Origin of the sequence: Actinocorallia populi (assembly GCF_002995495.1) — a bacterium.
Classification (GTDB): Bacteria; Actinomycetota; Actinomycetes; order Streptosporangiales; family Streptosporangiaceae; genus Actinocorallia; species Actinocorallia populi.
This window is the reverse complement of sequence record NZ_PVZV01000005.1, coordinates 293,155-316,113: the sequence shown is the minus strand read 5'-3', so window position 1 is coordinate 316,113 and position 22,959 is coordinate 293,155. Positions and strand designations below refer to the sequence as shown.

23 protein-coding genes are annotated in these 22,959 nt (G+C 72.8%); 9 read left to right on the top strand and 14 right to left on the bottom strand.

The features are described from left to right. Positions 1–3: 3 nt before the first annotated feature. From C2865_RS21565 to C2865_RS21555, 3 genes are read right to left on the bottom strand one after another with little or no spacing between them, the layout of a single operon-like run. Positions 4–600 (bottom strand): TetR/AcrR family transcriptional regulator, encoded by a 597-nt coding sequence (locus C2865_RS21565; protein ID WP_106400347.1) that lies wholly within the window; start codon positions 598–600, stop codon positions 4–6. Further along, positions 600–1,415, bottom strand: a complete 816-nt coding sequence (locus C2865_RS21560; RefSeq protein ID WP_106400346.1) for an SDR family NAD(P)-dependent oxidoreductase — start codon at positions 1,413–1,415, stop codon at positions 600–602. The genes C2865_RS21565 and C2865_RS21560 overlap by 1 nt, the downstream gene beginning before the upstream one ends. Positions 1,416–1,460: 45 nt before the next feature. Then, on the bottom strand, positions 1,461–1,958 hold the full coding sequence (locus tag C2865_RS21555) for a MarR family winged helix-turn-helix transcriptional regulator (RefSeq protein WP_106400345.1): 498 nt from the start codon (positions 1,956–1,958) through the stop codon (positions 1,461–1,463). A gap of 62 nt (positions 1,959–2,020) precedes the next feature. Here C2865_RS21555 and C2865_RS21550 point away from each other — a divergent pair, with 62 nt between their 5' ends. Together C2865_RS21550 and C2865_RS21545 are read left to right on the top strand one after the other, a co-directional pair. Next, on the top strand, positions 2,021–3,655 hold the full coding sequence (locus tag C2865_RS21550) for a DUF3237 family protein (RefSeq protein WP_106400344.1): 1,635 nt from the start codon (positions 2,021–2,023) through the stop codon (positions 3,653–3,655). Positions 3,656–3,664: 9 nt separating this feature from the next. Beyond that, positions 3,665–5,251 (top strand): CocE/NonD family hydrolase, encoded by a 1,587-nt coding sequence (locus C2865_RS21545; protein ID WP_106400343.1) that lies wholly within the window; start codon positions 3,665–3,667, stop codon positions 5,249–5,251. 6 nt (positions 5,252–5,257) lie between these two features. On the opposite strand, the gene C2865_RS21540 is transcribed toward C2865_RS21545, so the two are convergent. Next, the gene (locus tag C2865_RS21540; RefSeq protein ID WP_157963849.1) at positions 5,258–5,629 is read right to left on the bottom strand and encodes a DUF6221 family protein; all 372 of its coding nucleotides are present in this window, start codon (positions 5,627–5,629) and stop codon (positions 5,258–5,260) included. 124 nt (positions 5,630–5,753) lie between these two features. Between C2865_RS21540 and C2865_RS21535 the strand changes: the two genes are divergently transcribed. Further along, the gene (locus C2865_RS21535) at positions 5,754–6,149 is read left to right on the top strand and encodes a hypothetical protein (protein ID WP_106400341.1); all 396 of its coding nucleotides are present in this window, start codon (positions 5,754–5,756) and stop codon (positions 6,147–6,149) included. Between the two features lie 121 nt (positions 6,150–6,270). Here the strand turns inward: C2865_RS21535 and C2865_RS21530 are convergent, their stop codons facing one another. After that, complete coding sequence (locus C2865_RS21530; RefSeq protein ID WP_157963848.1) at positions 6,271–7,329, bottom strand: phosphotransferase; 1,059 nt, start codon at positions 7,327–7,329, stop codon at positions 6,271–6,273. Further along, entirely contained in the window at positions 7,326–8,312 is a 987-nt protein-coding gene (locus C2865_RS21525; protein WP_106400339.1) for a DUF7064 domain-containing protein, read from the bottom strand. The genes C2865_RS21530 and C2865_RS21525 overlap by 4 nt, the downstream gene beginning before the upstream one ends. Before the next feature lie 291 nt (positions 8,313–8,603). On the opposite strand from C2865_RS21525, the gene C2865_RS21520 reads away from it, so the two are divergent. From C2865_RS21520 to C2865_RS21500, 5 genes are all read left to right on the top strand, one after another. Then, positions 8,604–9,296 (top strand): hemerythrin domain-containing protein, encoded by a 693-nt coding sequence (locus C2865_RS21520; RefSeq protein WP_106400338.1) that lies wholly within the window; start codon positions 8,604–8,606, stop codon positions 9,294–9,296. A 77-nt stretch (positions 9,297–9,373) separates the two neighbouring features. Next, positions 9,374–12,613, top strand: a complete 3,240-nt coding sequence (fdh, locus tag C2865_RS21515) for a formate dehydrogenase (protein WP_106400337.1) — start codon at positions 9,374–9,376, stop codon at positions 12,611–12,613. 1 nt (position 12,614) lies between these two features. Continuing rightward, the gene (locus tag C2865_RS21510) at positions 12,615–13,445 is read left to right on the top strand and encodes a 4Fe-4S dicluster domain-containing protein (protein ID WP_106400336.1); all 831 of its coding nucleotides are present in this window, start codon (positions 12,615–12,617) and stop codon (positions 13,443–13,445) included. Next, the gene (gene nrfD, locus C2865_RS21505; RefSeq protein WP_106400335.1) at positions 13,442–14,452 is read left to right on the top strand and encodes an NrfD/PsrC family molybdoenzyme membrane anchor subunit; all 1,011 of its coding nucleotides are present in this window, start codon (positions 13,442–13,444) and stop codon (positions 14,450–14,452) included. The genes C2865_RS21510 and nrfD overlap by 4 nt, the downstream gene beginning before the upstream one ends. A gap of 158 nt (positions 14,453–14,610) precedes the next feature. Further along, complete coding sequence (locus tag C2865_RS21500) at positions 14,611–15,084, top strand: DUF6194 family protein (RefSeq protein WP_106400334.1); 474 nt, start codon at positions 14,611–14,613, stop codon at positions 15,082–15,084. Positions 15,085–15,088: 4 nt separating this feature from the next. On the opposite strand, the gene C2865_RS21495 is transcribed toward C2865_RS21500, so the two are convergent. Further along, on the bottom strand, positions 15,089–15,400 hold the full coding sequence (locus tag C2865_RS21495) for a DUF6191 domain-containing protein (protein ID WP_106400333.1): 312 nt from the start codon (positions 15,398–15,400) through the stop codon (positions 15,089–15,091). Between the two features lie 368 nt (positions 15,401–15,768). Here C2865_RS21495 and C2865_RS21490 point away from each other — a divergent pair, with 368 nt between their 5' ends. After that, complete coding sequence (locus C2865_RS21490; protein ID WP_106400332.1) at positions 15,769–16,443, top strand: formylglycine-generating enzyme family protein; 675 nt, start codon at positions 15,769–15,771, stop codon at positions 16,441–16,443. Between the two features lie 403 nt (positions 16,444–16,846). Here the strand turns inward: C2865_RS21490 and C2865_RS21480 are convergent, their stop codons facing one another. The 7 genes from C2865_RS21480 to C2865_RS21450 form a co-directional block, all read right to left on the bottom strand. Beyond that, entirely contained in the window at positions 16,847–18,133 is a 1,287-nt protein-coding gene (locus tag C2865_RS21480) for a carotenoid oxygenase family protein (protein ID WP_106400330.1), read from the bottom strand. Positions 18,134–18,210: 77 nt separating this feature from the next. Then, positions 18,211–19,206 carry a diaminopimelate epimerase gene (dapF, locus tag C2865_RS21475; protein WP_106400329.1) on the bottom strand — a complete coding sequence of 332 codons (996 nt, stop codon included), beginning with the start codon at positions 19,204–19,206 and terminating at the stop codon, positions 18,211–18,213. 112 nt (positions 19,207–19,318) lie between these two features. Further along, positions 19,319–20,551, bottom strand: coding sequence for a styrene monooxygenase/indole monooxygenase family protein (locus tag C2865_RS21470; RefSeq protein WP_106400328.1), 1,233 nt, complete (start codon positions 20,549–20,551; stop codon positions 19,319–19,321). 16 nt (positions 20,552–20,567) lie between these two features. Next, positions 20,568–21,158 (bottom strand): GTP-binding protein, encoded by a 591-nt coding sequence (locus tag C2865_RS21465; RefSeq protein ID WP_106400327.1) that lies wholly within the window; start codon positions 21,156–21,158, stop codon positions 20,568–20,570. Beyond that, positions 21,139–21,483, bottom strand: coding sequence for a DUF742 domain-containing protein (locus C2865_RS21460; RefSeq protein ID WP_106400326.1), 345 nt, complete (start codon positions 21,481–21,483; stop codon positions 21,139–21,141). Before C2865_RS21460 ends, C2865_RS21465 begins: the two co-directional genes overlap by 20 nt. Continuing rightward, complete coding sequence (locus tag C2865_RS21455) at positions 21,480–21,905, bottom strand: roadblock/LC7 domain-containing protein (protein WP_157963847.1); 426 nt, start codon at positions 21,903–21,905, stop codon at positions 21,480–21,482. The genes C2865_RS21460 and C2865_RS21455 overlap by 4 nt, the downstream gene beginning before the upstream one ends. Before the next feature lie 2 nt (positions 21,906–21,907). Next, positions 21,908–22,846, bottom strand: a complete 939-nt coding sequence (locus tag C2865_RS21450) for an ATP-binding protein (protein WP_106400324.1) — start codon at positions 22,844–22,846, stop codon at positions 21,908–21,910. Positions 22,847–22,959: the final 113 nt, after the last annotated feature.

Below are 22,959 nucleotides of genomic sequence, written 5' to 3'. Positions count from 1 at the left end.
GGCTCAGCCCGCGCGCAGCGAGCGCCAGACGCGCTCGGGAAGCAGCTCGGACGCCTCCGCCAGATCGATCCCGGGGGCTCCCGCCAGCCAGCGCCGGGTGGTCTCGGCGGCTGCGCCGATGAGCAGCATCTCCATCAGGGCCGGCGGCAGGTCGACGATCTCGCCCGCGGCGACGTGCGGGCGCGTCCAGTCCATCATGCGCCGCAGGAGCGGCTCCTTGGCCGCGGCGATCGCCGGCGCGTGGGCGGGCAGGAAGGCCGCGTAGGCGGAGGCGTGGATGAAACCGGCCTCCACACGGTGCTCCGCGGCGAAGCCCAAGTAGGCGCGGACCGCGGCGATGACGCCTTCACGGGCGTCCTCGCACGGTTCGAGCGCGGCGGCCATGGCCTCCAGCAGCGCCGTCATGCACCGCGTGTAGAGGGCGGCGGCCAGCCCGTCGAAACTGCCGAAGTGGTGGTAGAGGCTGCCGCTGCTGACACCGCTCTCCTTGATGACGGCGCTCATCGTGAAACCGTCGCGGCCGTCACGGGCGTAGACGTCCAGCGCGGTGTCCAGCAGCCTCTCCACCGTCCCGGCGGTGGCCCGGTGCCTGGGGGACATCAGGAGACGTCGAGCGCGGCCGACGCGTCGGCCCACAACCTCTTGGCCAGCGCGGTGTCCAGCGCCACCGGCGCCAGCGGGACCTCCTTGTCCACGTCGAAGTAGGCGCCGGACGTCGCGGGAGGGTCGGCCACCAGGCGGGCGACGGGGCGCCCGCCCTCCTCCGGCGGCTGCCAGGTGCGCTTGACGGCCTTGAGCAGCAGGCCGACCGGGCCGCGCCGGTCGCCCAGGCCGGTGCGGATCACGCCGGGGTGCAGTGCGTTGACGGTCACCCCGGCATCCTTCCAGCGTTCGGCCAGCAGCGGGAGCATCATGACGTTCGCCAGCTTGGTGTCGGCATAGGTGCGGATGGCGTGGAAGTCCGCACCGGTCGGCGTGCGCTCCGGATCGACCCTGCCCTTGACGTAGAGGCCGGCGCTGACCTTCACGACGGTCGAGCCGCTCGCCTTGAGGCGCTCCTCCAGCAGGTGGTCGAGCAGGAACGGCGCCAGATGGTTGGTGAAGAAGGCCTGCTCGAACCCGTCGGCGTTGAGCACCCGCCTGGACGGCCAGATCCCGGCGTTGTGCACCAGCGCGCGGACGTCGGGGAAACGTTCGCCGAGCTCGCCCGCCAGCGCGGCGGTCCCCGCCCGGTCGGCGAGGTCGCCGACCACGAGTTCGGCGTTCGCGCCCAGCCGCGCGACCGCGGCCTCGCCCTGCTCCCTGCGCCGCGCCACCAGGACCACCCTCGCCCCGCGGGCGGCCAGCAGTTCCGCGGTGGCCAGGCCGATGCCCCGGTTGCCGCCCGTGATGATCACTGCTCCTCGTTCTGTCATGGCATGAAGGTAGCCGTTTCCAGAGAGGTTCTCTAGAGAGGTTCTCTAATCATCGCGCGGCCGTTCCGGGCGGGACCCCACCATCCGGCGCAGCAGCGCGGTCAGCCCGGCCCGCTCGGCCTCGTCCAGACCGGCGAACCACTCCCGCTCCCGGGCCGCCTGCGCCCCGAACGCCTCCCGCACCACGGCCTCCCCCTCCGCCGTGAGCTCCGCCGTGACCGCGCGCCCGTCCGTCGGGGACGGGCGGCGCTCCACGAGCCCGGCGCGCTCCAGCGTGTGCAGGGCGTTGGTGACGGCCGAGCGGCTCATCACCGACAGCTCCGCCAGCCGGGCGGGCTTCGCCGGGCCGAGCAGCCAGAGTTTGAACATCAGCCGGAAGCCGGGCAGCGTCAGGCCGCGCGGCCGGTGGACCGCCGACTCCAGATCGCTGATCAGCAGGTAGGCCACGTGCAGCAGGTTGTAGGCCAGGGAGAACGCCTCCACGTCGGCGCCGGGCGCCCGGTCCGGAATGCTCCGGCGGGCGAGCTCCTCGTACTCCTCCATTGCCTTCCCCCCGGGGACTGGTCCATATTGTTACGGCCATAACAAACTGCGAAAGGCCACCGATGCGCGTCATCATCGCAGGGGCGGGGATCGGCGGGCTCACCACCGCACTGAGCCTGCACGCCGCCGGGTTCTCCCAGGTGGGCGTGCACGAGGCCGTCGCCGAGCTCCGGCCCGTCGGAGTCGGGATCAACCTGCTCCCGCACGCCGTGCGCGAGCTCACCGAGCTCGGCCTGGCCGACCGGCTCGCCCGGCTCGGCGTCCCCGTCGCTGAGCTCGTCTACGCCACTCCGCGCGGCCGGATCATCAGTGCCGAGGAGCGCGGCCTGGCCGCCGGATACCGGTGGCCGCAGTACTCTGTCCACCGGGGCGAGCTGCAGATGATGCTGCTGGAGGCGGTCCGCGAGCGCCTCGGTCCGGACGCGGTGCGCTGCGGCGCCCCCGTCACCGGCCTGGAGCACGACGCCGACCTCCTCATCGGCTCCGACGGCATCCGCTCCGCCGTGCGCGCCGCCCTCCACCCCGACGAGGGACCGCCGGTCTGGAACGGCCTCACCCTGTGGCGCGGCGTCACCCGGGCCGAGCCGTTCCTCACCGGCCGGAGCATGGTCATGGCCGGAGACGGCGTCCGCAAGTTCGTCGCCTACCCCATCGGCGCGCCGGACGGGGACGGGCTCGTACCCGTCAACTGGATCGCCGAGCGGCCCACCGACCAGGCCGTGGACACCGGGAACTGGAACCGGCGCGCGGACCCCGCGCAGGTCGCCGGGGACTTCGCCGCCTGGGACCTCGGCTGGCTCGACGCGCCCGCGCTGATCGCCGCGGCCGACGCCGTCTACGAGTACCCGATGGTCGACCGCGACCCGCTGCCGCGCTGGACGCGCGGGAACGTCACGCTGCTCGGCGACGCCGCGCACCCGATGTACCCGGTGGGCTCCAACGGCGCCTCCCAGGCGGTCATCGACGCGCGGGTCCTGGCGCACGCGCTGGCCACCGGCAAGGGACTGGAGTTCTACGAGGAGCGGCGCCGCCCGGCGACGGCCGCGATCGTGCGGGCCAACCGGGGGCAGGGGCCCGAGGTCCTGCTGGGACTGGCGCAGGAACGGGCCCCCGAGGGCTTCGACGACATCGAGGAGGTCATCCCGCGCGCCGAGCGGGAGGAGATCTCGCTGCGCTACAAAAAGCTCGCCGGGTTCGACCCGGCCGGGCTGAACGAGCGTGCCTCCTGGTCGGCGCACCGCGACGCGCCTGTGCTGGCGCCGCTGGCGACCTTCCGCGTCACGCTCGCGCCCGTCCGGCACCTCGGGCGCACCCCGTGGGGCGACCGGCGCGTCATCGAGATCACCGGCGGCGGTTTCGAGGGCCCCCGGCTGAGCGGGACCGTGCTGCCGGGCGGTGCGGACTGGCAGGTCGTCCATGACGACGGGGCCGCCTCCATCGACACCCGGTACACCCTGCGGACGCACGACGGGGCCCTCATCTACCTGCAGACGCAGGGTTTCCGCCACGGCCCGCCCGAGGTGCTGGACCGGCTGTCGCGCGGGCAGGAGGTCGACCCGTCGGAGTACTACTTCCGGCTCACGCTGCGGTTCGAGACATCCCACCCCGACTACGCCTGGCTCGGCCGGACCGTCGCGGTGGCCACCGGACGCCGCGAGGCCGACGCCGTCGCCTATGACGCCTACACCCTGAACTGAGGAGCTCCGATGGGTCAGTTGAACCTCTCACCACGGCCGGTGGCGGCCGTCCACGGGCAGCCGGTCACGATGCGGGACGGCACGGTCCTGCGCGCGGACGTCTACCGACCCGACGACGACAATACGCACCGGACCGTGCTGGTCCGCAGCCCCTACGGGGAGCAGACCTTCCGGTCCGCGCCGCTCCGGCCCTTCCTGGAGGCGGGGATGGCCGTGGTCTTCCAGCACTGCCGGGGCCGGGGCGACAGCGACGGCGAGTTCGACCCGTGGGTGAACGAGGGCCCGGACGGGGTGGACACCGTCGAGTGGATCACCGCGCAGCCGTGGTCGAACGGCGAGGTCGTCGCGTCCGGCATGTCCTACCTGGCGGGGTGCGCCCTGCAACTGGCCTCCGAGCGGCCCGAGGCGCTCAAGGCGGTCGTCGCGACCATGACGCCGTACGACTTCTACGACGGGCTCAACTACAACGGCGGTGCGCTGGCCGTCGGATCCGCCTTCCACTGGAGCGCGCTGCAGGGCATGCTCGGCGCGCTCCATGACATGCGCGGCGGAGACCCCGAGGCCCTCGGAAGGCTCCTGAAGCAGTTCTCGCTCATGGGCGAGAACCCTTCGCCGACCGAGGACCACCCGCTGACCGAGGCGCGGGTCGCCGAGAACTTCCCGGCCTGGCGCGAGTGGGTGGAGCACCCCGAGCGCGACGCCTACTGGGAGGCGCTCGCGACGACCCTGCGGCACGAGGACATCGACGTCCCCGTCCTGCACACGGCGGGCTGGTTCGACGTCTTCCTCAAGGGCACCCTGGAGAACCACAGGCGCATTCCCGGCGGACGGCTCATCATCGGCCCCTGGACCCACCTCAGCCAGGGATCGGCGGCCGGCGAGGTGTTCTTCGGCGCGTCCGCGGCGGCCCAGATGGCCGCCCTGGAGCAGACCCAGGTCGCGTTCCTGGCCGGGAACCAGGACGGGCCCGCCGTGCGGATCTTCATCATGGGCGCGAACGTCTGGCGCGAGGAGGAGTCGTGGCCTTTGGCCCGCGCCGTCCCCACCCGCTTCCACCTGCACTCCGGCGGCGTGCTCTCCACGGACGCCCCGGCCGAGGGCGCCACGCCGTCCGTCTTCCCGCACGACCCCGCCGACCCCGTGCCGACCCACGGCGGCGGGCTGCTCCTGCCCGATCCCCTCAACGTCGGCCCCCGCGACCAGCGGGAGGTCGAGGGGCACCCCGGCGTGGCGTGCTTCACCACCGAGCCGCTCGAGCACGACCTGGAGGTCACCGGTGAGCTGACCGCGACCCTGCACGGCGCCACCACCGCCTCCGGCGCCGACTGGACGGTCAAGCTCGTCGACGTGCACCCGGACGGCCGCGCCCTGAACGTCGCCGACGGCATCGTCCGCTCCCCCGCCTCGCGGGCGGTGCACGAGGTGGACCTGGTGGCCACGAGCCAGGTCTTCAAGGCGGGCCACCGCATCCGCGTCGAGGTCGCCGGGTCGAACCACCCGCGCTTCGACCGCCACCCCGCGCTGGAGAAGGCCGAGCAGACCGTCTTCCACGACGCGGCGCGGCCGTCCTGGATCACCCTGCCCGTCGTCCCCTGAGGGGCCTCACGCCCATTCCGGCCGGTAGGCGGGGTGGTCGGAGTACTGCGAGGCCAGGCCCCTGAGCACGTCCTCCAGCACGCCGCCGCCCGGCACGCCCCGCTGCCGCGCCCACCGCTCCTTCTCGTAGAGCGCGATCAACCGCCGCTGCGCCCCGGCCTGCCGCAGCACCCTGTGCGGGTCCATGCGGGCGATGTGCTCGGCGTACGCCTCGTTCTCCGCCGTCGCCACGAAGGCGCGCTCCGGCGCCGCCTCTCCCGCGGGATCGACCCTGACCGTCCCGCCCGCCGCCACCTTCCACGCGGCGCTCATGCAGGCCCGCGCCACCGCCTCGTCCCGGTCGAGTCTCGCCCGGAGGAACGCCACAAGATCTTCCACACCTCCATCCTGCTTCCTCGGACGGCCGTCCGCACCCCGAAACCCGAACCCGGCGACCCGGATCGGCCCGTCCCTTGATCGGCGGCATACTGGGCGCGTCCAGAACAATCCAGGAGGCCCCTCCATGCTCGCCATCACCGTCGAAAACATGCGCGTCTTCCTGCACGTGCTCGCCGCCACCATCTGGGTGGGCGGGCAGATCACCCTCGGCGCCCTGGTGCCCGCCATCCGCGGCTTCGACGGGGTCACCAAGGTCGCGGCCCGCCGCTTCAACCAGGTCGCCTGGCCCGCCTTCGCCGTGCTGCTCCTCACCGGCGTGTGGAACATGCTCGAGGTGAGCGACCACTACTCCGACGCCCAGTCGACCACCCTGCACGTGAAGATGGGCTTCGCGATCCTCTCCGGCGTCGCCGCCTTCCTGCACAGCCGCGCCACCTCCAAGGCCGGCCTCGCCGCCTGGGGCGCCATCGGCGTCGTCACCGCCCTCCTCGCCCTCTTCTTCGGCGTCCAGCTCGGCTGACGCCGGCGGCGGGCCGATCACTCCTGCCACGGGCAGGGGAACTTCCCGCCGGACGGCCCCCACGTCCTGGCCTCCCTTCCGTCGGGCAGGACCCGCAGGCTTTTCCAGCCGCCATCGGCGGTCAACCGAGCAGGGACAGGGAGTCCAGGTCCAGGGCGTGGTGGGCGTGGCGGGTGGTCATGGTGCAGAACATCTCGTCGCCTCGGTCGGTGCGTTCCACGAGCATGGAGGCGCCGACGGCCATGGCTATGCCGTGGAAGACGTGTTCGCGGTAGGACGTCCAGCAGTCGTCCCAGCCGAGGGGGACGCCGCTCGAGGTGAGGGCCGCGTGGTAGCGCCGGACGAGGGTCCGTTCGTGGGCGCGGCGGGTCTCGACGGGGAGGCTGGAGCCCAGGAGGTAGGCCAGGTCGGACAGCGGGGAGCCGTAGGCGCAGGTCTGCCAGTCCAGGATGACGGGACGGGGGCGGCCGAACAGGAGGTTGTCGGCGCGGAAGTCGCCGTGGACGAGGGTGGACGGGCCGGAGCCGGGCGTCAGGTAGGCGCCGAGGCGCGGGACGAAGTCCTCCAGGAGGGTCAGGACCTCGGCGGAGAGTCGGTCGGCGTAGCGTTCGCGGAAGCCCTCGTACAGGCCGGTGATCATGGCGGCGGTGAACTCGGCGGAGGCCGTGTCGTGGCGGTTCAGCCAGGGCAGGGCCGCCAGGTCGGGTGAGTCCCAGCCCGCCGCGTGCAGGAGCGCCAGCTCGTCCGCGGCGGCCGCCGCCTCCTCGACGGTGATGCCGGCGAGCTGGTCGCCGGGGCGGGCCGGGGCGAGGTCCTCCAGGAGGACGGTGTAGTCGTCGTTCTCCGCCTCATGGGCGCTGAAGTGGCAGACGGGGACGGCGGCGGCCAGCCCCGTGGCCAGATGGGTGTAGAAGCCCGCCTCGATCTCGTAGGTGCGGATGGCCCTGGCGGCCGCGCGGCTCGCCGGGTCCAGGGCCGGGACCTTGGCGATCAGGGTGGCGGGCAGGTCGGCGGGGCGGTCGTAGGCCAGGGTGAGGCGGAAGGTGTCGGAGACCTGGCCGGTGCCGACGGGGGCGGCCTCGACGCCGGTGACCTTCACGCCCGCGAGCCGGGGGGCGAGCGCCTCGGTCAGCCAGTCGGCGGTCAGCCCGGAGGCGTCGGGGAGGGCGGCGGCGCTCACTGGTGGGCCTCCGGGGTCTCGGCGAGGTACGACCAGCCGTGGTCGCGCCAGCCGGGCGGCTGGTGCCACTCGGTCCAGCCGTACCCGGTGCGGCCGTCCTCGGTCTCGAACCGGCACAGGGCACGCGGGAAGCGGGCGGTCGCACCGTCCGGGGAGGTCATCGCGACGGGCGCGAACGCCACCGGCGTCGCCGTCATCGGCGCGCCCTTCAACCGGAGCCGTGAGAGCTCCGGCATGTCGTCGCCGCCGAACACCGTCTCGGCGCAGAAGCCGTCGAGGTGTACGGGCGCCTCCGGCGGCGTGACGGCGAACGACGGCCAGTCCAGCGGGAACCCGATGTTGGCCTGCATGCCGTGGAACCAGGTGTCGTCCTGGAGCCTTCCCGACGTCCACAACCACGACACCGACCACCAGTCGCGCTCGCCCCAGGAGTGGTCCCGCTCTCCCGAGGCGGTGACGGTGAACGTCTCGTCGCCGATTCGGACCGTTCCCGAGACCGTGCACGGGATCTCGTAGCGCGGCAGGTCCTTGTACGGGTAGACGCCGCCGACGGTGTGCCATTCCAGGTCGAGGACGAGCCGGGTGGTCTCGGCCGTGCCGAGGTCGCCGTAGGCCTGTGCCGCGTCGGGGAGGACGTGCGCGGTGCCGTCCAGGGTCACGCGCGCCGGGCCGAACGGCTCCGGGATCTCCTGCGCGGCCCGGTAGGAGTCCGCCTCGACCGTCGTCCCACCGGATGCGGGCAGCGGCGCGTCGTTGTCGGCGACGATGACGAGCGGACGGCCGGGTCCTGTCACGCAGGCCCAGTACCAGGCCCGGTCCCAGTTCGGGTACAGCCCGAGCCGGACGTAGCCGCCGAGCTTCCCGTCCTCGGTAACGAAGTCGAAATAGTAGGACTCGTTCCACAATGTCCCCTCACCGGGGGCATGCCGGGACTCGTCCTTCTCCGTCGGCTTCCAGGTCCCGTGCTCCACGATCCTCGCCATGCGGGCGCTCCTCCTCGACCAGGGGTGTGGGCCGACAATGCCACAGACGGCCAAACTAGAACAGAGTTCAATATCTCCGGTTCGCCGCACGTCGCGTAGGACATCCGACGGCACGGAACATGTCGCGGCACCCTCATGGGCTGAACGCACTTCCGGCAAAACACAGGAAAGCCCGGGAAAGGGATCACCAGAAACGCTCTGAACTGCGCATACCGGGGATTTGCCGGACGCGGCAGGGGGAGGTCCTGTGCGGGTGTCACCGACGGTGACGCAGATACAACGGGGGGAAGCATGGACGACGTGTTCACCGTTCTGGAGAACGGCCACCGGGAGATCAGGCGGATGCTCCGCGAACTGGAGAGCTCGCCGAACAGCGCCAACGGAGCGAACCAGGCGGCGCTGGCCCGGCGCAGGCAGCTGGTCGACCGGCTCATCATGGAGCACTCCCAGCACGAGTCGGCCGAGCAGGAGTGCTTCTGGCCCGCCGTCCGCGAGCTCATGGCGAACGGCGCGCAAATGGCCGAGCAGGGCGTCCGGCAGGAGCAGTCCGCGCAGCAGACCATGGCCGACCTGCGGAACATCGACCCGCAGGAGCAGAAGTTCGAGGAGCAGCTGCGCACCGCCGCCCAGGAGATCAAGGCGCACATCGACTTCGAGGAGCAGCAGGTGCTGCCGGCGCTGCGCAAGGTCATGGACCCGCAGCGGGCCCAGCAGATCGGCGCGCAGATCGCCCAGCGCAAGCAGGCGGCGGCCGAGGGCCGGGCCCGCCCGCACGCCGCACCGCGGCCCGGCGCGCTCAAGGGCACCGCCCAGGCGCGGAGCTCGGGCGGCGGCTCCCCGCGTCAGCAGGGGCAGCAGGGGCAGCAGAACCAGAAGCGGGGCCAGCAGCAGAACCAGCAGAACCGCCACCAGGAACAGGAGCAGGAGCAGGAGCAGTCCCGGGGCCGGGAGAAGCCCAAGGACACGATGGGTCGCGGACGCTGACCACCGGAGGCCGGGCGCGACGGGCGTCCGGCCTCCCCTCTTCCGACGACGGCTCGCGACGCCCGCGGGGGGATGTCATGGACCTACGGAGATGGCCGGTCTACCGGCAGCTCACCGGAGGCGACCGGCTCGGCCGGGGCGCGGCGGCGCGCTCGGAGGAGACCGCGGACCTGCGCCCGCGCACCGCGACCGCCGACCGGGTCGTGAAGTCGGTGTGCCCGTACTGCGCGGTCGGCTGCGCGCAGAACGTCTACGTCAAGGACGAGAAGGTCGTCCAGATCGAGGGCAATCCGGACTCCCCCGTCAGCCGGGGGCGGTTGTGCCCCAAGGGGTCGGCGTCCCTGCAGCTCACCACGGGCCCGTCCCGCGAGCACCGGGTGCTGTACCGGCGGCCCCGCTCCGCCCATTGGGAGGAGCTGGACCTGGCGACGGCGATGGAGATGGTCGCCGACCGCGTCATCGCCGCCCGGGAGGACACCTGGCAGGACGAGGCCGACGGCGTCAGGGTGCGCCGGACGCTCGGCATCGCCAGCCTGGGCGGGGCGACCCTCGACAACGAGGAGAACTACCTCATCAAGAAGCTGTTCACCGCGCTGGGCGTCATCCAGGTGGAGAACCAGGCGCGGCTGTGCCACAGCTCGACCGTCTCGGGCCTGGGCACGTCCTTCGGGCGGGGCGGCGCGACCATGTTCCTGCAGGACCTGCAGCACTCGGACTGCATCGTCATCCAGGGGTCCAACTTCGCCGAGGCGCATCCCGTGGGCTTCCAGTGGGTGATGGAGGCCAAGGCGCGCGGGGCGACGGTCATCCACGTCGACCCCCGGTTCACCCGCACCAGCGCGCTCGCCGACCTGCACGTGCCGATCCGCGCCGGATCGGACATCGCCTTCCTCGGCGGGATCATCAACCACGTGCTGCAGAACGACGCCTACTTCCACGAGTACGTCGCCAACTACACCAACGCTTCGACCATCGTCAACGACGACTTCCAGGACACCGAGGACCTCGACGGGGTGTTCTCCGGACTGGACCCCGAACACCGCCACTACACCTTCGACACCTGGCGGTACGCGGGGATGGGTCCCCTCGTCCCCGCTTCCGGCCCGCGGGACGAGGCGTACGACGAGCGGACGCAGAAGATCCGCGAATCCGGGCATGCGGAGAGCCACGGCGCGGGCGGCCCTTCGCTCGGGCCGGGCACGCCCGAGACCGACCCGACGCTGCGGCATCCGCGGTGCGTCCTGCAGATCCTCAGGCGGCACTACGCCCGCTACACGCCCGAGATGGTGCAGCGGGTCTGCGGCATCACCCCTGAGCTGTTCGCCCGGGTCTGCGCCGCGCTGGTGCGCAACTCCGGCCCGGACCGCACGAGCGCGTTCGCCTACGCCGTCGGCTGGACCCAGCACACCGTCGGCTCGCAGTACATCAGGACGGCGTCGATCCTGCAGCTGCTGCTGGGCAACATCGGCCGCCCCGGCGGCGGGATCCAGGCGCTGCGGGGGCACGCCAGCATCCAGGGCTCCAGCGACATCCCCACCCTCTTCGACCTGCTGCCGGGATACATCCCGATGCCGCACGCGCACGCCCACCAGAACCTGGACGCCTTCGTCGCGGCGGACGCCGCGCAGAAGGGCTACTGGGGGAACATGCGCTCCTACGTCGTCAGCCTGCTCAAGGCGTGGTGGGGCGAGGCCGCACGGGCGGAGAACGACTTCTGCTTCGACTACCTGCCGCGGCTGACCGGCGGGCACAGCACGTACGAGACCGTCATGGCCCAGCTGAAGGGCGAGTGCCGCGGCTACTTCCTGATGGGCGAGAACCCGGCGGTCGGCTCGGCCAACGCGCGGTTGCAGCGGCTCGGGATGGCGAAGCTGGACTGGCTCGTGGTGCGGGACTTCTCGCTGATCGAGAGCGCGACGTGGTGGAAGGACGGGCCGGAGATCGAGACCGGCGAGCTGCGCACCCGCGACATCGAGACCGAGGTGTTCTTCTTCCCCGCCGCCTCGCACACCGAGAAGAACGGCAGCTTCACCAACACCAACCGCTGGCTGCAGTGGCACGACCAGGCCGTCGAGCCCGCCGGGGACGCGCGGAGCGACCTGTGGTTCATGTACCACCTGGGGCGGATCATCCGGGAGCGGCTGGCGGGCTCCACCGCGGAACGCGACCGGCCGGTCCTCGACCTGACCTGGGACTACCCGGTGGAGGGTCCGTCGGCCGAGCCCAGCGCGGCGGCGGTCCTGGCGGAGGTCAACGGCTTCGGGCCGGACGGCGCGCACCTGGCGACGTCCTCCCAGCTGCGGGACGACGGGACGACCAGCTGCGGCTGCTGGATCTACTGCGGGGTGTACAGGGACGGGGTCAACCAGGCGGCCCGCCGCAGACCGGGCGGCGAGCAGAGCTGGATCGCGCCGGAGTGGGCGTGGGCGTGGCCGGAGAACCGGCGCATCCTCTACAACCGGGCGTCCGCCGCGCCCGACGGGACACCGTGGAGCGACCGCAAGGCGCTGGTGTGGTGGGACGGCGAGGCGGGCCGCTGGACGGGGCACGACGTGCCGGACTTCAAGCTCGACATGCCGCCCTCGTACCGCCCCTCCGCCGGCGCCACGGGACCGGAGGGGCTGCGGGGCACCGACCCGTTCATCCTCCAGGCCGACGGGAAGGGCTGGCTGTTCGCGCCCACCGGCATGGTGGACGGGCCGATGCCGACGCACTACGAGCCGCAGGACTCGCCGTTCGACAACCCGCTCTACCGGCAGCGGCGCAACCCCGTCCGCCAGGTGTTCTCCCACCCGTACAACCGGTACCACCCCAGCGGGTCCGAGCCGGGGGCGGAGGTCTTCCCGTACGTGGTCACCACCTACCGGCTCACCGAGCACTTCACGGCCGGCGGGATGAGCCGCTGGTCGCCCTACCTGTCGGAGCTCCAGCCGGAGGCGTTCTGCGAGGTCTCCCCCGAGCTCGCCGCCGAGAAGGGGCTCGAGCACAGCGGGTGGGCGACCGTCGTCACGGCCCGCAACGCCATCGAGGTGCGGGTCATGGTGACCAGGCGGGTGCGCCCGCTGCGGCTGAACGGGCAGGTCGTGCACCAGATCGGGCTGCCCTACCACTGGGGGCCGAACGGGTACAGCACCGGGGACGCGGCGAACGAGCTGGCGTCCGTCTCGCTGGACCCGAACGTGCACATCCAGGAGGTCAAGGCGTTCAGCGCCGACATCCGTCCAGGGCGGCGTCCGCGCGGAGCCGCCCTGACGTCCCTGGTGCGCGAGTACCGGGAGCGGGCGGGCATCACCGCGTCGACCGGAACGGAGAGGTGAGATGGGGCTGCTCAGCGGACCCGAACCGGACGTCGCCGCCGACGCCGGGCACGCCGGCCCGCCGCCGCGGGTGGGGTTCTTCACCGACACGTCCGTCTGCATCGGCTGCAAGGCGTGCGAGGTGGCGTGCAAGGAGTGGAACGCCATCCCCGAGGACGGGCTGGAGTTCACGGGCTGGTCGTACGACAACACGCAGGCGCTGGGGGCCGATTCCTGGCGGCACGTGGCGTTCGTCGAGCAGCCCGCGTCCGACGGCGACGGCGGCATCCGGTGGCTGATGGCCTCGGACGTGTGCAAGCACTGCACGCACGCGGCCTGCCTGGACGTCTGCCCCACGGGGTCGCTGTTCCGCACCGAGTTCGGCACCGTCGTGGTGCAGGAGGACATCTGCAACGGGTGCGGTTACTGCGTGCCCGCCTGCCCGTACGGCGTCATCGAGAAGCGGGAGGACGACGGGCGGGCCTGGAAGTGCACGATGTGCTACGACCGGATCGGCGGCGGGATGGAGCCGGCCTGCGCCAAGGCGTGCCCCACCGAATCCATCCAGTTCGGCCCCCTCGAGGAACTGCGCACCCGGGCGGCGACCCGGCTGGCGCAGCTGCACGTCGCGGGGGTCGCCGACGCCCGCCTGTACGGGGACGACCCGGCCGACGGGGTGGGCGGGGACGGCGCGTTCTTCCTGCTGCTGGACACCCCCGAGACCTACGGGCTGCCGCCCGACCCCGTCGTCACCACCCGCGACCTGCCCGCCATGTGGCGTTACGCGGGCATGGCCGCCCTCACCCTTTTCGGCGGGATCACCGCCGTCGCGATGTTCGGGAGACGCCGATGAGCGAGTCAGTCGTCACCAGGGAGGGCTCGCCTCGCGGCCAGCGCCCCGGCCGCGAGGCGAGCCCCGCCGCGCTGCGCGGCGGCAAGGGCTCCGTCGTCCCGGATGCGGAGTTCACCTCCTACTACGGCCGTCCGATCCTCAAGGAGGCGCCGTGGGCGGCCTCCGACATCGCCGGATATCTCTTCCTCGGCGGCCTGGCCGGAGCGTCCTCGGTGATCGCGGCGGGCGCCGACGCCGCGGGCCGCCGCTCCCTCGCCACGGTGAGCAAGGTCGGCGCGCTGGGCGCCATCGGCATGTCCACCGTCCTGCTCATCCACGACCTGGGCGTGCCGTCCCGCTTCCCCAACATGCTCCGCGTCTTCAAACCGACGTCGCCGATGAGCATGGGCTCCTGGATCCTGGCCGTCTACGGCCCCTCCGCGGGCGTCGCCGCCGCCACCCATGTCACCCGCCTGTTCCCCCGGCTCGGCGCGACGTCCACCGCCCTGGCCGCCCTCACCGGCCCCGCCGTCGCCACCTACACGGCCGTGCTCCTCGCCGACACCGCCGTCCCCGTCTGGCACGAGGCCTACCGCGAGCTCCCCTTCGTCTTCGCGGGCTCCTCCGCGTGCGCCGCCGCGGGCCTGGCCCTGACCGTGCTCTCCCCGTCCCGCCACGCCTCCGTCCGCGTCACCGCCTTCCTGGGCGGCCTCCTGGAACTGACCGCCGCCCGCCGCATGCGCCGCGGCCTCGGCTTCCTCGCCGACCCCTACCGCCAGGGCCGCGCGGCCCTGCTCACCAGGGCGGCCGAGACCCTCACCGCCGCGGCCTCCCTCACCGCCCCCTTCGTCCGCACCCGCCGCGCCGGCCTCCTCTGCGGCTCCGCCCTCCTCCTGGGCTCCGCCCTCACCCGCCTCTCCGTCTTCGAGGCCGGCCGCGCCTCGGCCGCCGACCCGCAGTACACCGTCATCCCCCAGCGCCTCCGCAAGCAGCAGCAGACCAAGGCCCTCCCCCCGCCCGCCACCTGATCCCGCCTCACGCTCGCCCCGGCCGCGCCCGGGAAGCGAGGATCTTCACCTGCTTTGAGGGTTTACTCCCCTGTTTCCAGGCAAAGCCGATCCAAGTCTCACAGGGTGGTGCAATGACATAGTCGAAGGAACAGCCGAAACCAAGGAGGTTCCTTTCGATGACCGAGGAAGACGTCATCCGGTTCGCGGCCGGGCTGCCGGGGGTCGTGGCCGAGACCGCCGGGGCGGACGGCGGGGCCCCGGAGATCGCCTGGGGCGACTCGTTCTTCTTCTACGACCCGCGGGGGGACACGCCGGACGACCGGCGGTTCCCCTTCGCCACGATCGTCACCAAGGACTACCCGGGGTTCGACGAGGCCTCGGCGCTGGACCGGGCCGGGGTGTTCCGGGTGAACATCGCCGTCGGGCGCGAGGGGTTCCGGCGGCTGTTCGGCCATCCGCCCGCCGCGCACGCCGAACACCGCGCCGACGTCGACCACGCCGTGCTGGACCGGGTCCTCCCCCATCCGGTGTACGCCGCCCAGGGGTGGGCCTGCGTCCTGAACCCGGGAGAGGAGTCCGGGCGGCGGACCCTGGAGCTCCTGGAGGAGGCGCGGGACCGTGCGGCCCGGCGCCACCGCCCGCGCTCCTGAGGGGTCAGCCCCGCGGGACCTGGAGGACGGCCGTGCCGCCCTCCAGGTCGACCCGGCTGCGCGGCGGCGCGGCGTCGCCCTCCTCGTCCCGCAACACCAGCGAGGTGCGGCGCTGGTCCAGCTCGTGGCGCTTGGTGGCGTAGAAGAGGGCGTGCATCTCGTCGAGGCCGACGGCCGAGACGGGCCGCCCCTCCTCCTCCCTGCGCCAGGGGAGCCGCACCCGCCGGTTCGCCGCCAGGCCCAGCCTGTCGACCGCCGCGAACAGGACGAGGAGCAGCACCAGTCCGGGAACGGTCAGGAAGAGGAGAACGGCCATGCCTCCCGAACGCCCCGTGCCGGAGACGAGTTCCCCGATCGGGACGGACGCCCGCCCTTCCACCGCGCGGCGCCGGAAGGCCCGTAAGATCAAGGCCGGGGGACACCGCCCCACGTCTCCCGCGTCCCGCGCCCTCGCCACGGCGAAGGCGACATATCGGGACAGATCCAACTTCATCGCGAACTCCCACCCCGTTCTGCTCGTCCATCACAGAGGCACCTGTCGCGGCGGGCCCTCCGCCGCCTCCCCGATCACCACCGACGCCGACGGCCCCTGGAGCCTCACCCGCACCCGACCGACACCGCCTTGCGGCCCGAGCCCGAGATATGTTGTTGACGCAAACAGATGACGCGAGACACGACCCGCCGATGAACCGCATCCCCGGCCCGGCCCTGCTCGAGATCCCGGGCGGCGAGGTCGCCCTGCGCGACGAGAGCACCAAGGCGACCTGGACGGCGCAGGTCGCGCCCTTCCTCCTGTCGGCCACCCCCGTCACCCGCGAGCTCCACCTCGCCCTCACCGGAGGCGTCCCCGGCGCCCCCGCCACCCCGCGCACCCCCGTCACCGAGGTCTCCTGGCTGGAGGCCGTCCGCTTCTGCAACCTGCTGTCCGAGGCGTCGGACCTCACCCCCTGCTACACCCTCACCGACGACCCCAACGCCCAGGACGTGGTCTGCGACTGGCGCGCCGACGGCTACCGCCTGCCCACCGAGGCCGAATGGGAGCACGCGTGCCGCGCCGGCACCCCCGGCCCCCACTACGCCCCCCTGGACGGCATCGCCTGGTACCGCACCAACTCCCGCGGCGTGCTGCACGAGGTCGCCGCCAAGGACCCCAACCCCTGGGGGCTGCACGACATGCTCGGCAACGTCTGGGAGTGGTGCTGGGACGTCTACGACCCCGCCGTCTACGGCCCCTACCGCGTCTTCCGGGGCGGGGGCGCCCACGACCCCTCGTGGAGCTGCCGCGCCGGCACCCGCCGCAAGAGCCACCCCACCTTCCGCATAGACGACCTGGGCTTCCGCCTGGCCCGCTCCCTGTGACCCTCCTTGGAACGCGCCAGAAGGCGCACTTTCCGGCCGCCGTGCCGCCTCGTCCGGACACTGCCGCACGATGCCTGGTGATATAGGACGGTTTTCCGGGAATAAGGCCATCGTGACTTGCAGGTAATCGGGGGCCGTATGAGCAGTTCGGAGACCGGCGAAGACCAGGAGCCGGTGCGAAGGGATCTTCGGGGGCGGTGGCGCGTGATGCTGGCCGCCATCGCGGTGACGGGGGCGGTGGCGATGACCGGGTGGGCGCTGGGGTCGCCCCCGGGTGACGCGTTGCCGTCGGGGGTGCGCCCCGCGGACTCCTCGCCGCCGCAGGAGACGTCACGGGGTGAGCAGACGGAGAGGATGCGGATTCTGGTGCCTTCGGACCGGGCACCGAAGGAGTTCTGATCCGTCAGTCGCCGATCCAGGCGCCGTGGAAGCCTTCCGGAACCCGGCGGGGCAGCCGGACGGACGCGACGTGCGAGAGATCCCGGGCGTCGAGGACGCGCAGTTCGGCGCGGGAGCCGATCAGCGAGAGCAGCCAGCCGTCGTCCTCGGCCCCGTCGGGACTCCGCGGGACGAAGACGGCCTCACCGGGCATGCCCTGCGTCCGGTGGACGGTCGCGGAGCCCGTGGCGGTGTCGTACTTGACGATCTCCCCGCGGTTCACCGTGTAGAGGCGGGTGTAGGGCAGCCCCGTACGGCGGTCGTCGATGGTGGGGAACTCCACGGGGCAGTCGTCCAGGAGCCCCTCCTTCGCCGTACCGGCGACGGGATCGAGCGTCCAGCGGTGCAGGCCCGAGCCGCCCGCCTGCGCCGCGGGGTCGGAAGCCCCGCCGATGCCCTCCAGCACTTTCACGAAGACGTCGCGCGGGTAGTGGACTGCGTCGACGACGACCCGCCCGGAGGCGTCTTCCCACGCGTTGCCGACGTGGAAGACGTAGCAGGGATCGATGTCGAACCAGCGGACGGCGCCGTCGCCGCGGCGCGACATGAGACCGATGCGCGCCCCGTACGCGTCGTCCCAGCGGTACGGAAGGCCGCTGCGGATCATCTCCAGGTCGAACACCACCGGCAGGTCCAGCCAGACGACGTGGTTCTCGGTGATGGCGAAGTCGTGCATCATCGTGGGCCCCGGCACCCGGATCTCCCGGCTCTCCACCAGCTCGCCGGACGCGTCCATCCGGTGGTAGGTGAGGTAAGGCGGGGTGAAACCGTAGCCGAAGGAGTGCAGCTCCCCGGTGAGCGGGTCCTCCTTGGGGTGCGCGGTCATCGCCGTGGTGAGCCTGCCGCCGAAATCGCAGGGCCCCACCGTCCCCAGTTCACGATCCACCTCGTACGGGAACCCGCTCTCGACCAGCGCGAGGATCCTCCCCGCGTGGCGGACGACATTGGTGTTCGCCGCGACGGCCGACAGGTCGATCCCCGACCGGCCGATGAACGGCCTCCCCGCGAGCCGTCCGGTGCGCACCCACCGGTTGCGGTACCACTGCGCCCGCCCGTCGCGCAGCCGTATCCCGTGGAGCATCCCGTCGCCCATGAACCAGTTCCCCGGGTCCCGGCCGGGCGGCGGGTTGGGCCCGTTGCGGAGGTAGCGCCCCTCCAGCTCCGCGGGGAGCACGCCCTCGACGGCCAGCTCCCCCGTCTCGATCTCGTCGGGGACGGGTGCGAAGTCTCCCTGCAGATAGGAAGCGGTCATGAGGTCACTCCGTTCGGCGCCGGATCACGGACCCCGATCATCACCGCTGCCGGAGGGGCTGCCAAGCCCTTCGCCGATCACAACGAAGAAGGATGGACTCCTCGAGAGCGCAGAATCTCGGCATTCTCCTCATACAGGGCGGAGAACGCCGCGGCCTCCGCCGGGTCGCTCTCCTCCTCCCACTTCAGCGCGCCCTCGCCCAGCAGCGCCGACGGCTCCAGCTCGGTGCGGTAGACGATGGTGGCGTTGCCCTCGAGCAGCGGCTGCCAGCGGCCGTCGCGCTCCTGCAGCCGGCTGCGCGCGGGGCCCCCGGGGTTGCGGACCAGCACCGGCCGGTCCGGCTCGACCAGGCCCAGCCGGGACAGGGCCGAGCGTGAGGCGGCGATCCCCGAGCCGCAGGACGGGGTGAGGCCGGCGCCGCGCTCGAAGGTGTGCACGAACACCTCCTCCTCCGCCAGCGGCAGGACGAAGCTGGCGTTCGCCCCGATCGGGAACGCCGCGGTGTCCGCCGCCACGCGCCGCCCGGTGGCGACCAGCTCGTTCTCGTCGTAGGCGTCGACGACGGTGATCAGGTGGGAGTTGGGGACCGCGACGGCCGTCACCGTCCGGGACGGGTGGTAGGCGGGCAGCTCCCGGTCCACGAACGGGTACGCGACACCGGCCACGATCGGCTCGGCCGGGGCGAAGTCCACCGGCGGCAGCTCCACCGACACCTGGCGCACCCCGTGCGGGGTCGGCTCGACGTGCCGGACGGCGAAGGCGTAGGGCCCGGTGCGCACCAGGACCCCGTCGGCGCCGTGCCGGTCCAGCAGCAGCCGCCCCACGGCGCGCATGCCGTTGCCGCACAGCAGGGACGGCGAGCCGTCGGGGTTGAAGAACCAGGCCTGGGCCGTCCCGTCCCCCCCGTCCTCGACGAAGTAGGCGCCGTCGCCGCCGAGCCCGAGCTCCCGGTCGCACAGCCGTTCGACGGCGCGGGCCACGTCCCCGGCGGGCAGCAGGGCGTCCGGCGCGCCGTCGATCACGAAGATCTCGTTGCGCGAACCGTGGGTCTTGGTAACCGAGAGCGTGGGCATGGACCGCTTCCTGAAAGGGTGCCGGGAACCGCCGTGACCAGCGGATCAGCCCATTTTACAAGTGCCGGGCGCACCCCGCCGGACGAGCGGGGCGCGCCCGGTGAGACGCCGGTCACCCCATCCGGGTCGCCAGGTACGCGCCGGCCTTCCCCGCGTCGAAGAACCAGTCGGCCATCGACGGCGGCACCGCGTAGCCGCCCGCGAACCGCCGCGCCGTCTCGTCGTCCACCGCCGCCGTGCCCAGGATCTGCTGGACGTGCTCGGGCAGCGGGCCGATCATGGTGTTGGTCAGCGCCGTCGGCCACTGGGCGTAGTCCCAGTACCGCTCGAACGTCCGGTGCATCCACTCGGGCGTGAAGGGCCGGTCGCCGTGCTCCACGATCGCCCGGTGGTAGATCGACGCGCAGTGCGCCGCGTTGTTGGCGCCCTGCCCGCAGCCGGGGTCGTTGAGGACCACGACGTCGCCCATGCCCAGGACGTGCCCGTCGCCGACCCTGCCCACGGGGTGCCGCACGACCGGCGCGTAGCCCCCGTAGAGGGTGGAGAACTCGTCGGTCGGGCGGGCCTCGGTGTACAGCTCGTGCTCCCAGGGCGCCCACTCGGCGTAGAGGGCGCGGAGCCGGCGCAGGTGCTCGTCGGGGGTGATCCGCCGGTCGCCGAAGACGTCGAACGGCCCGCCCGGCACCGCCTCGACCAGCACCGCGTCGCACACCCCGCTCCTGGTCAGCGCGGGCATCAGGAACGTCTCCCCCACGCCGGGGACCGCGTTGATCCGCACGTGCGGCACCGGGCGCGGCGGGTAGGGCCTCACCCCGTGCACGTAGATCGCGGCGAGGTTGCGCTGCGGGGCGTCGTAGGGCGAGCGGGACGCGTCGCGGTCGAACAGCTCGACCAGCGCGCCCTTGCCCGCCGCGATCAGCGTCAGGTCGTACATGCGGCTGAGGGACTCCAGGTCGGAGGTGACGACCGGGTGCAGGACGACCCGCCCGCCGGCCTTCTCCACCCGCTCCAGCCAGCCGGCCATCTTGACCCGCTGGTCCACCGACTGGGCGGGGGCGTCCCAGATCCCGTAGGTCTCCAGCAGCTTGTGGCCGCCCGGCCCGGCCAGCGTCACCCGCTGCCCCTCGATCCAGGGGGCGGGCTCCTCCCAGTGGTTCAGGCCTGCATCCCGCTCGATCTGCAGGGCGGGGTAGAACATGCACTGGGTGGAGCTGATCCGCCCGTTGAGGATCTCCTCGGGCGTCTGCGCGGTCATGACGGTGACGTCGTAACCGCCGTGCCCGAGCAGGGTGAGGGCGAGCTGCAGCCCGGCCTGCCCCGCGCCGACGATGAGGATTCTGCGCATCCGTGCTCCCGGTGGGTCAGAGGTCCGCCGCGCGTGCCGCGGCGGGTCGCGTGGTGCGGATCGTGTGCTGCACGGAGGCCACCAGGGCGCTGAGCGTCTGCCTGCGGTCCCGCACGTCCGCGGCCATCAGCGGCACGTGGGGGGAGATCTGCAGCGCGTCCCGCACCTTGTCCAGCGCGTGGGTGGCCACCCCGTCGAAGAGGTTGACCAGGACGACGAACGGCAGCCGCCGGTTCTGCTCGAAGTAGTCGACGGCGGCGAAGGACGACTCCAGGTCGCGGGTGTCGACCAGGACGAGCGCGGCGCTGGCGCCCCGCGCGATGTCGTCCCACATGTGCCAGAAGCGCGGCTGGCCGGGCGTGCCGAAGAGGTACAGCACCAGCCCGGTCGGCAGGGAGATGCGGCCGAAGTCCATCGCGACGGTGGTGCGGACCTTGCCCGGCCGCTCCCGGTCGACGCCGCGGGACTCGGCGGTCATCCACGCGTCGGTGTCGACGGGTTCGATCTCGCTGACCGATCCCACGAAGGTGGTCTTGCCGACTCCGAACCCGCCGGCGACGACGATCTTGGCGGTGTCCGCCGGCCGGTCAGAGTGCGCGAAGGCCATCGAGCAGCCTTTCCAGGATGTGCGGGCTGAAGGGGTCGGTGTCGGCGTGCAGGGTGACCAGGCCGCGCCCCGCCAGGTCGCCCAGCAGCACCCGGGTGACGCCCAGCGGCACCCCGCAGGAGGCGGACAGCTCCGCCACCGACTGTGGCCCGGCCAGGACCCGCAGGTACAGGGCGCGCGCCTCGGGATGCGGCCCCGCGGCGGCGGGCGGGTGCTCTCCGGTGCTGCTGACCAGGGTGTGCACCAGCATGCGCCACCGGGTGGTGGTCCGCCCGCCGACGAGCACGAAGCCGCGGGCCCACGGGTGGCGGGGCGGCGGACTCATGCCGGGCCGCCCTGGTGGTACAGGGGCTGGGGCGCCAGCCGGGGGCCGACGCCGCCGATGAGCCGCTGCAGCTCGCCCACGACCGCCGGCAGGTTCGCGCCCGGCTCGACCGCGACGCCGACGCCGGCGGTCGTGCCGACCGCGCCGACCACGTAGTGGCCGCCGGAGGGGAACTGGCAGATCATCTGCCCGCCGCGCCGGTCGGTCTCGCCGATCTCCTTGGCCAGCGCCCGCCCGGTGCCCAGGGCCGAGCAGGTCAGGGCGGCGAGCCGCTCGGCGGTGTCGCGGCCGAGCCCGTCGGACCACGTCATCGCCAGCCCGTCCATGGACAGCAGCACCACGTGCCGGACCCCGGGGGTGCGGGCGAAGTCGTTGAGCAGGTAGCGCAGGTCGCCGCCGGTCGGTCGGGGCGGTGCGGTCACGGTCACTCCTGGTGCTCGGGATCGGGGGAGAAGGCGGCGGCCAGGTCGGCCAGCGTGCCTCCGCCCGGGGGCTGGACGGGCTGGACGGGCGGCGCCGGGTCCTCGCCTCCGGTGTAGGCGCTGCCGGGGACCCGCCGCGGCAGGTCGGCCGCCTCCGCCTCCGCCGGGTGCGGCGGCTCCGGGACCTCCGGTTCCGGCCGGGGTCCGGGCAGGAGCCGCGCGGGGACGTAGACGGTCACGAGCGTGCCGCTCCCGTCCTCCCCCGGCGGGGACGCGGCGAGGTTGACCTGCAGCCCGTGCCTGCGGGCCAGGTGGTGCACGACCGTCAGGCCGCTGTGCCGCCCGGTCTGCACGGTCACCGGCTGGATCGTTCCGGCCAGCCAGGCGTTGACCCGGGCCATCCAGTCCGGGGAGCAGCCGGCTCCGCCGTCCCGCACGTGGAACACGACGGTTCCGCTCTCCATCCGGTGGGCGCCGACGGTGGCCCGGTCGCCGTAGCGGGTGCCGTTGTCGAGCAGCTCGGCGAGCAGGAGGCCCAGGTCCTCGGCGAAGTGCGGCGGGGCGACCCCCTCGACGAGCTCGGCGACGCGGACGCGCTGGTACTGGCCGACCATGGCGGTGGCCATGCCGACCACGTCGAACACCGTCGCGGGATGCCCCCCGCCGTACCCGGCGGGCTCCCCGGCGAGGATCTGCAGCCCCCGCGACAGGCGCCGCACCTGGGCGTTGCCGTGGTCGAGCCGGTAGAGCAGTTCGAGGGTGCGCGGGTCGTCCTCGGCCCGCTGCAGGGTGTCGAGGACCTCCCGCTGCTGCTCGGTGAGGCCGAGCAGGCGCAGCGTCAGCGCCGAGGCCACCTGCGGGGGCCAGGGCGGCGGTGCGGCCGGTGCGGCGGGGACCGCCGCCGGGGGAGCCGGTTCCCGCCGCCGTCTCCACCGGGTCACCGGCGTTCACCTCCAGGACGCTTGATCACAGCGCCTTAGGAGACCGGACCGTCCGGCGGCGGGGGAAGAGCGTTGCACCCGGCGTTTCACCGACCGGGCGTTTACTGGGCGTT

Coding starts and splice junctions, on each gene's coding strand:
- nrfD (WP_106400335.1), top strand. CDS start 13,442: ATGAGCGAGTCAGTCGTCACCAGGGAGGGCTCGCCTCGCGGCCAGCGC.
- C2865_RS21480 (WP_106400330.1), bottom strand. CDS start 18,133: ATGACCGCTTCCTATCTGCAGGGAGACTTCGCACCCGTCCCCGACGAG.
- C2865_RS21545 (WP_106400343.1), top strand. CDS start 3,665: ATGGGTCAGTTGAACCTCTCACCACGGCCGGTGGCGGCCGTCCACGGG.
- C2865_RS21520 (WP_106400338.1), top strand. CDS start 8,604: ATGGACGACGTGTTCACCGTTCTGGAGAACGGCCACCGGGAGATCAGG.
- C2865_RS21495 (WP_106400333.1), bottom strand. CDS start 15,400: ATGGCCGTTCTCCTCTTCCTGACCGTTCCCGGACTGGTGCTGCTCCTC.
- C2865_RS21500 (WP_106400334.1), top strand. CDS start 14,611: ATGACCGAGGAAGACGTCATCCGGTTCGCGGCCGGGCTGCCGGGGGTC.
- dapF (WP_106400329.1), bottom strand. CDS start 19,206: ATGCCCACGCTCTCGGTTACCAAGACCCACGGTTCGCGCAACGAGATC.
- C2865_RS21465 (WP_106400327.1), bottom strand. CDS start 21,158: ATGGCCTTCGCGCACTCTGACCGGCCGGCGGACACCGCCAAGATCGTC.
- C2865_RS21510 (WP_106400336.1), top strand. CDS start 12,615: ATGGGGCTGCTCAGCGGACCCGAACCGGACGTCGCCGCCGACGCCGGG.
- fdh (WP_106400337.1), top strand. CDS start 9,374: ATGGACCTACGGAGATGGCCGGTCTACCGGCAGCTCACCGGAGGCGAC.
- C2865_RS21555 (WP_106400345.1), bottom strand. CDS start 1,958: ATGGAGGAGTACGAGGAGCTCGCCCGCCGGAGCATTCCGGACCGGGCG.
- C2865_RS21550 (WP_106400344.1), top strand. CDS start 2,021: ATGCGCGTCATCATCGCAGGGGCGGGGATCGGCGGGCTCACCACCGCA.
- C2865_RS21565 (WP_106400347.1), bottom strand. CDS start 600: ATGTCCCCCAGGCACCGGGCCACCGCCGGGACGGTGGAGAGGCTGCTG.
- C2865_RS21560 (WP_106400346.1), bottom strand. CDS start 1,415: ATGACAGAACGAGGAGCAGTGATCATCACGGGCGGCAACCGGGGCATC.
- C2865_RS21525 (WP_106400339.1), bottom strand. CDS start 8,312: ATGGCGAGGATCGTGGAGCACGGGACCTGGAAGCCGACGGAGAAGGAC.
- C2865_RS21490 (WP_106400332.1), top strand. CDS start 15,769: ATGAACCGCATCCCCGGCCCGGCCCTGCTCGAGATCCCGGGCGGCGAG.
- C2865_RS21460 (WP_106400326.1), bottom strand. CDS start 21,483: ATGAGTCCGCCGCCCCGCCACCCGTGGGCCCGCGGCTTCGTGCTCGTC.
- C2865_RS21470 (WP_106400328.1), bottom strand. CDS start 20,551: ATGCGCAGAATCCTCATCGTCGGCGCGGGGCAGGCCGGGCTGCAGCTC.
- C2865_RS21535 (WP_106400341.1), top strand. CDS start 5,754: ATGCTCGCCATCACCGTCGAAAACATGCGCGTCTTCCTGCACGTGCTC.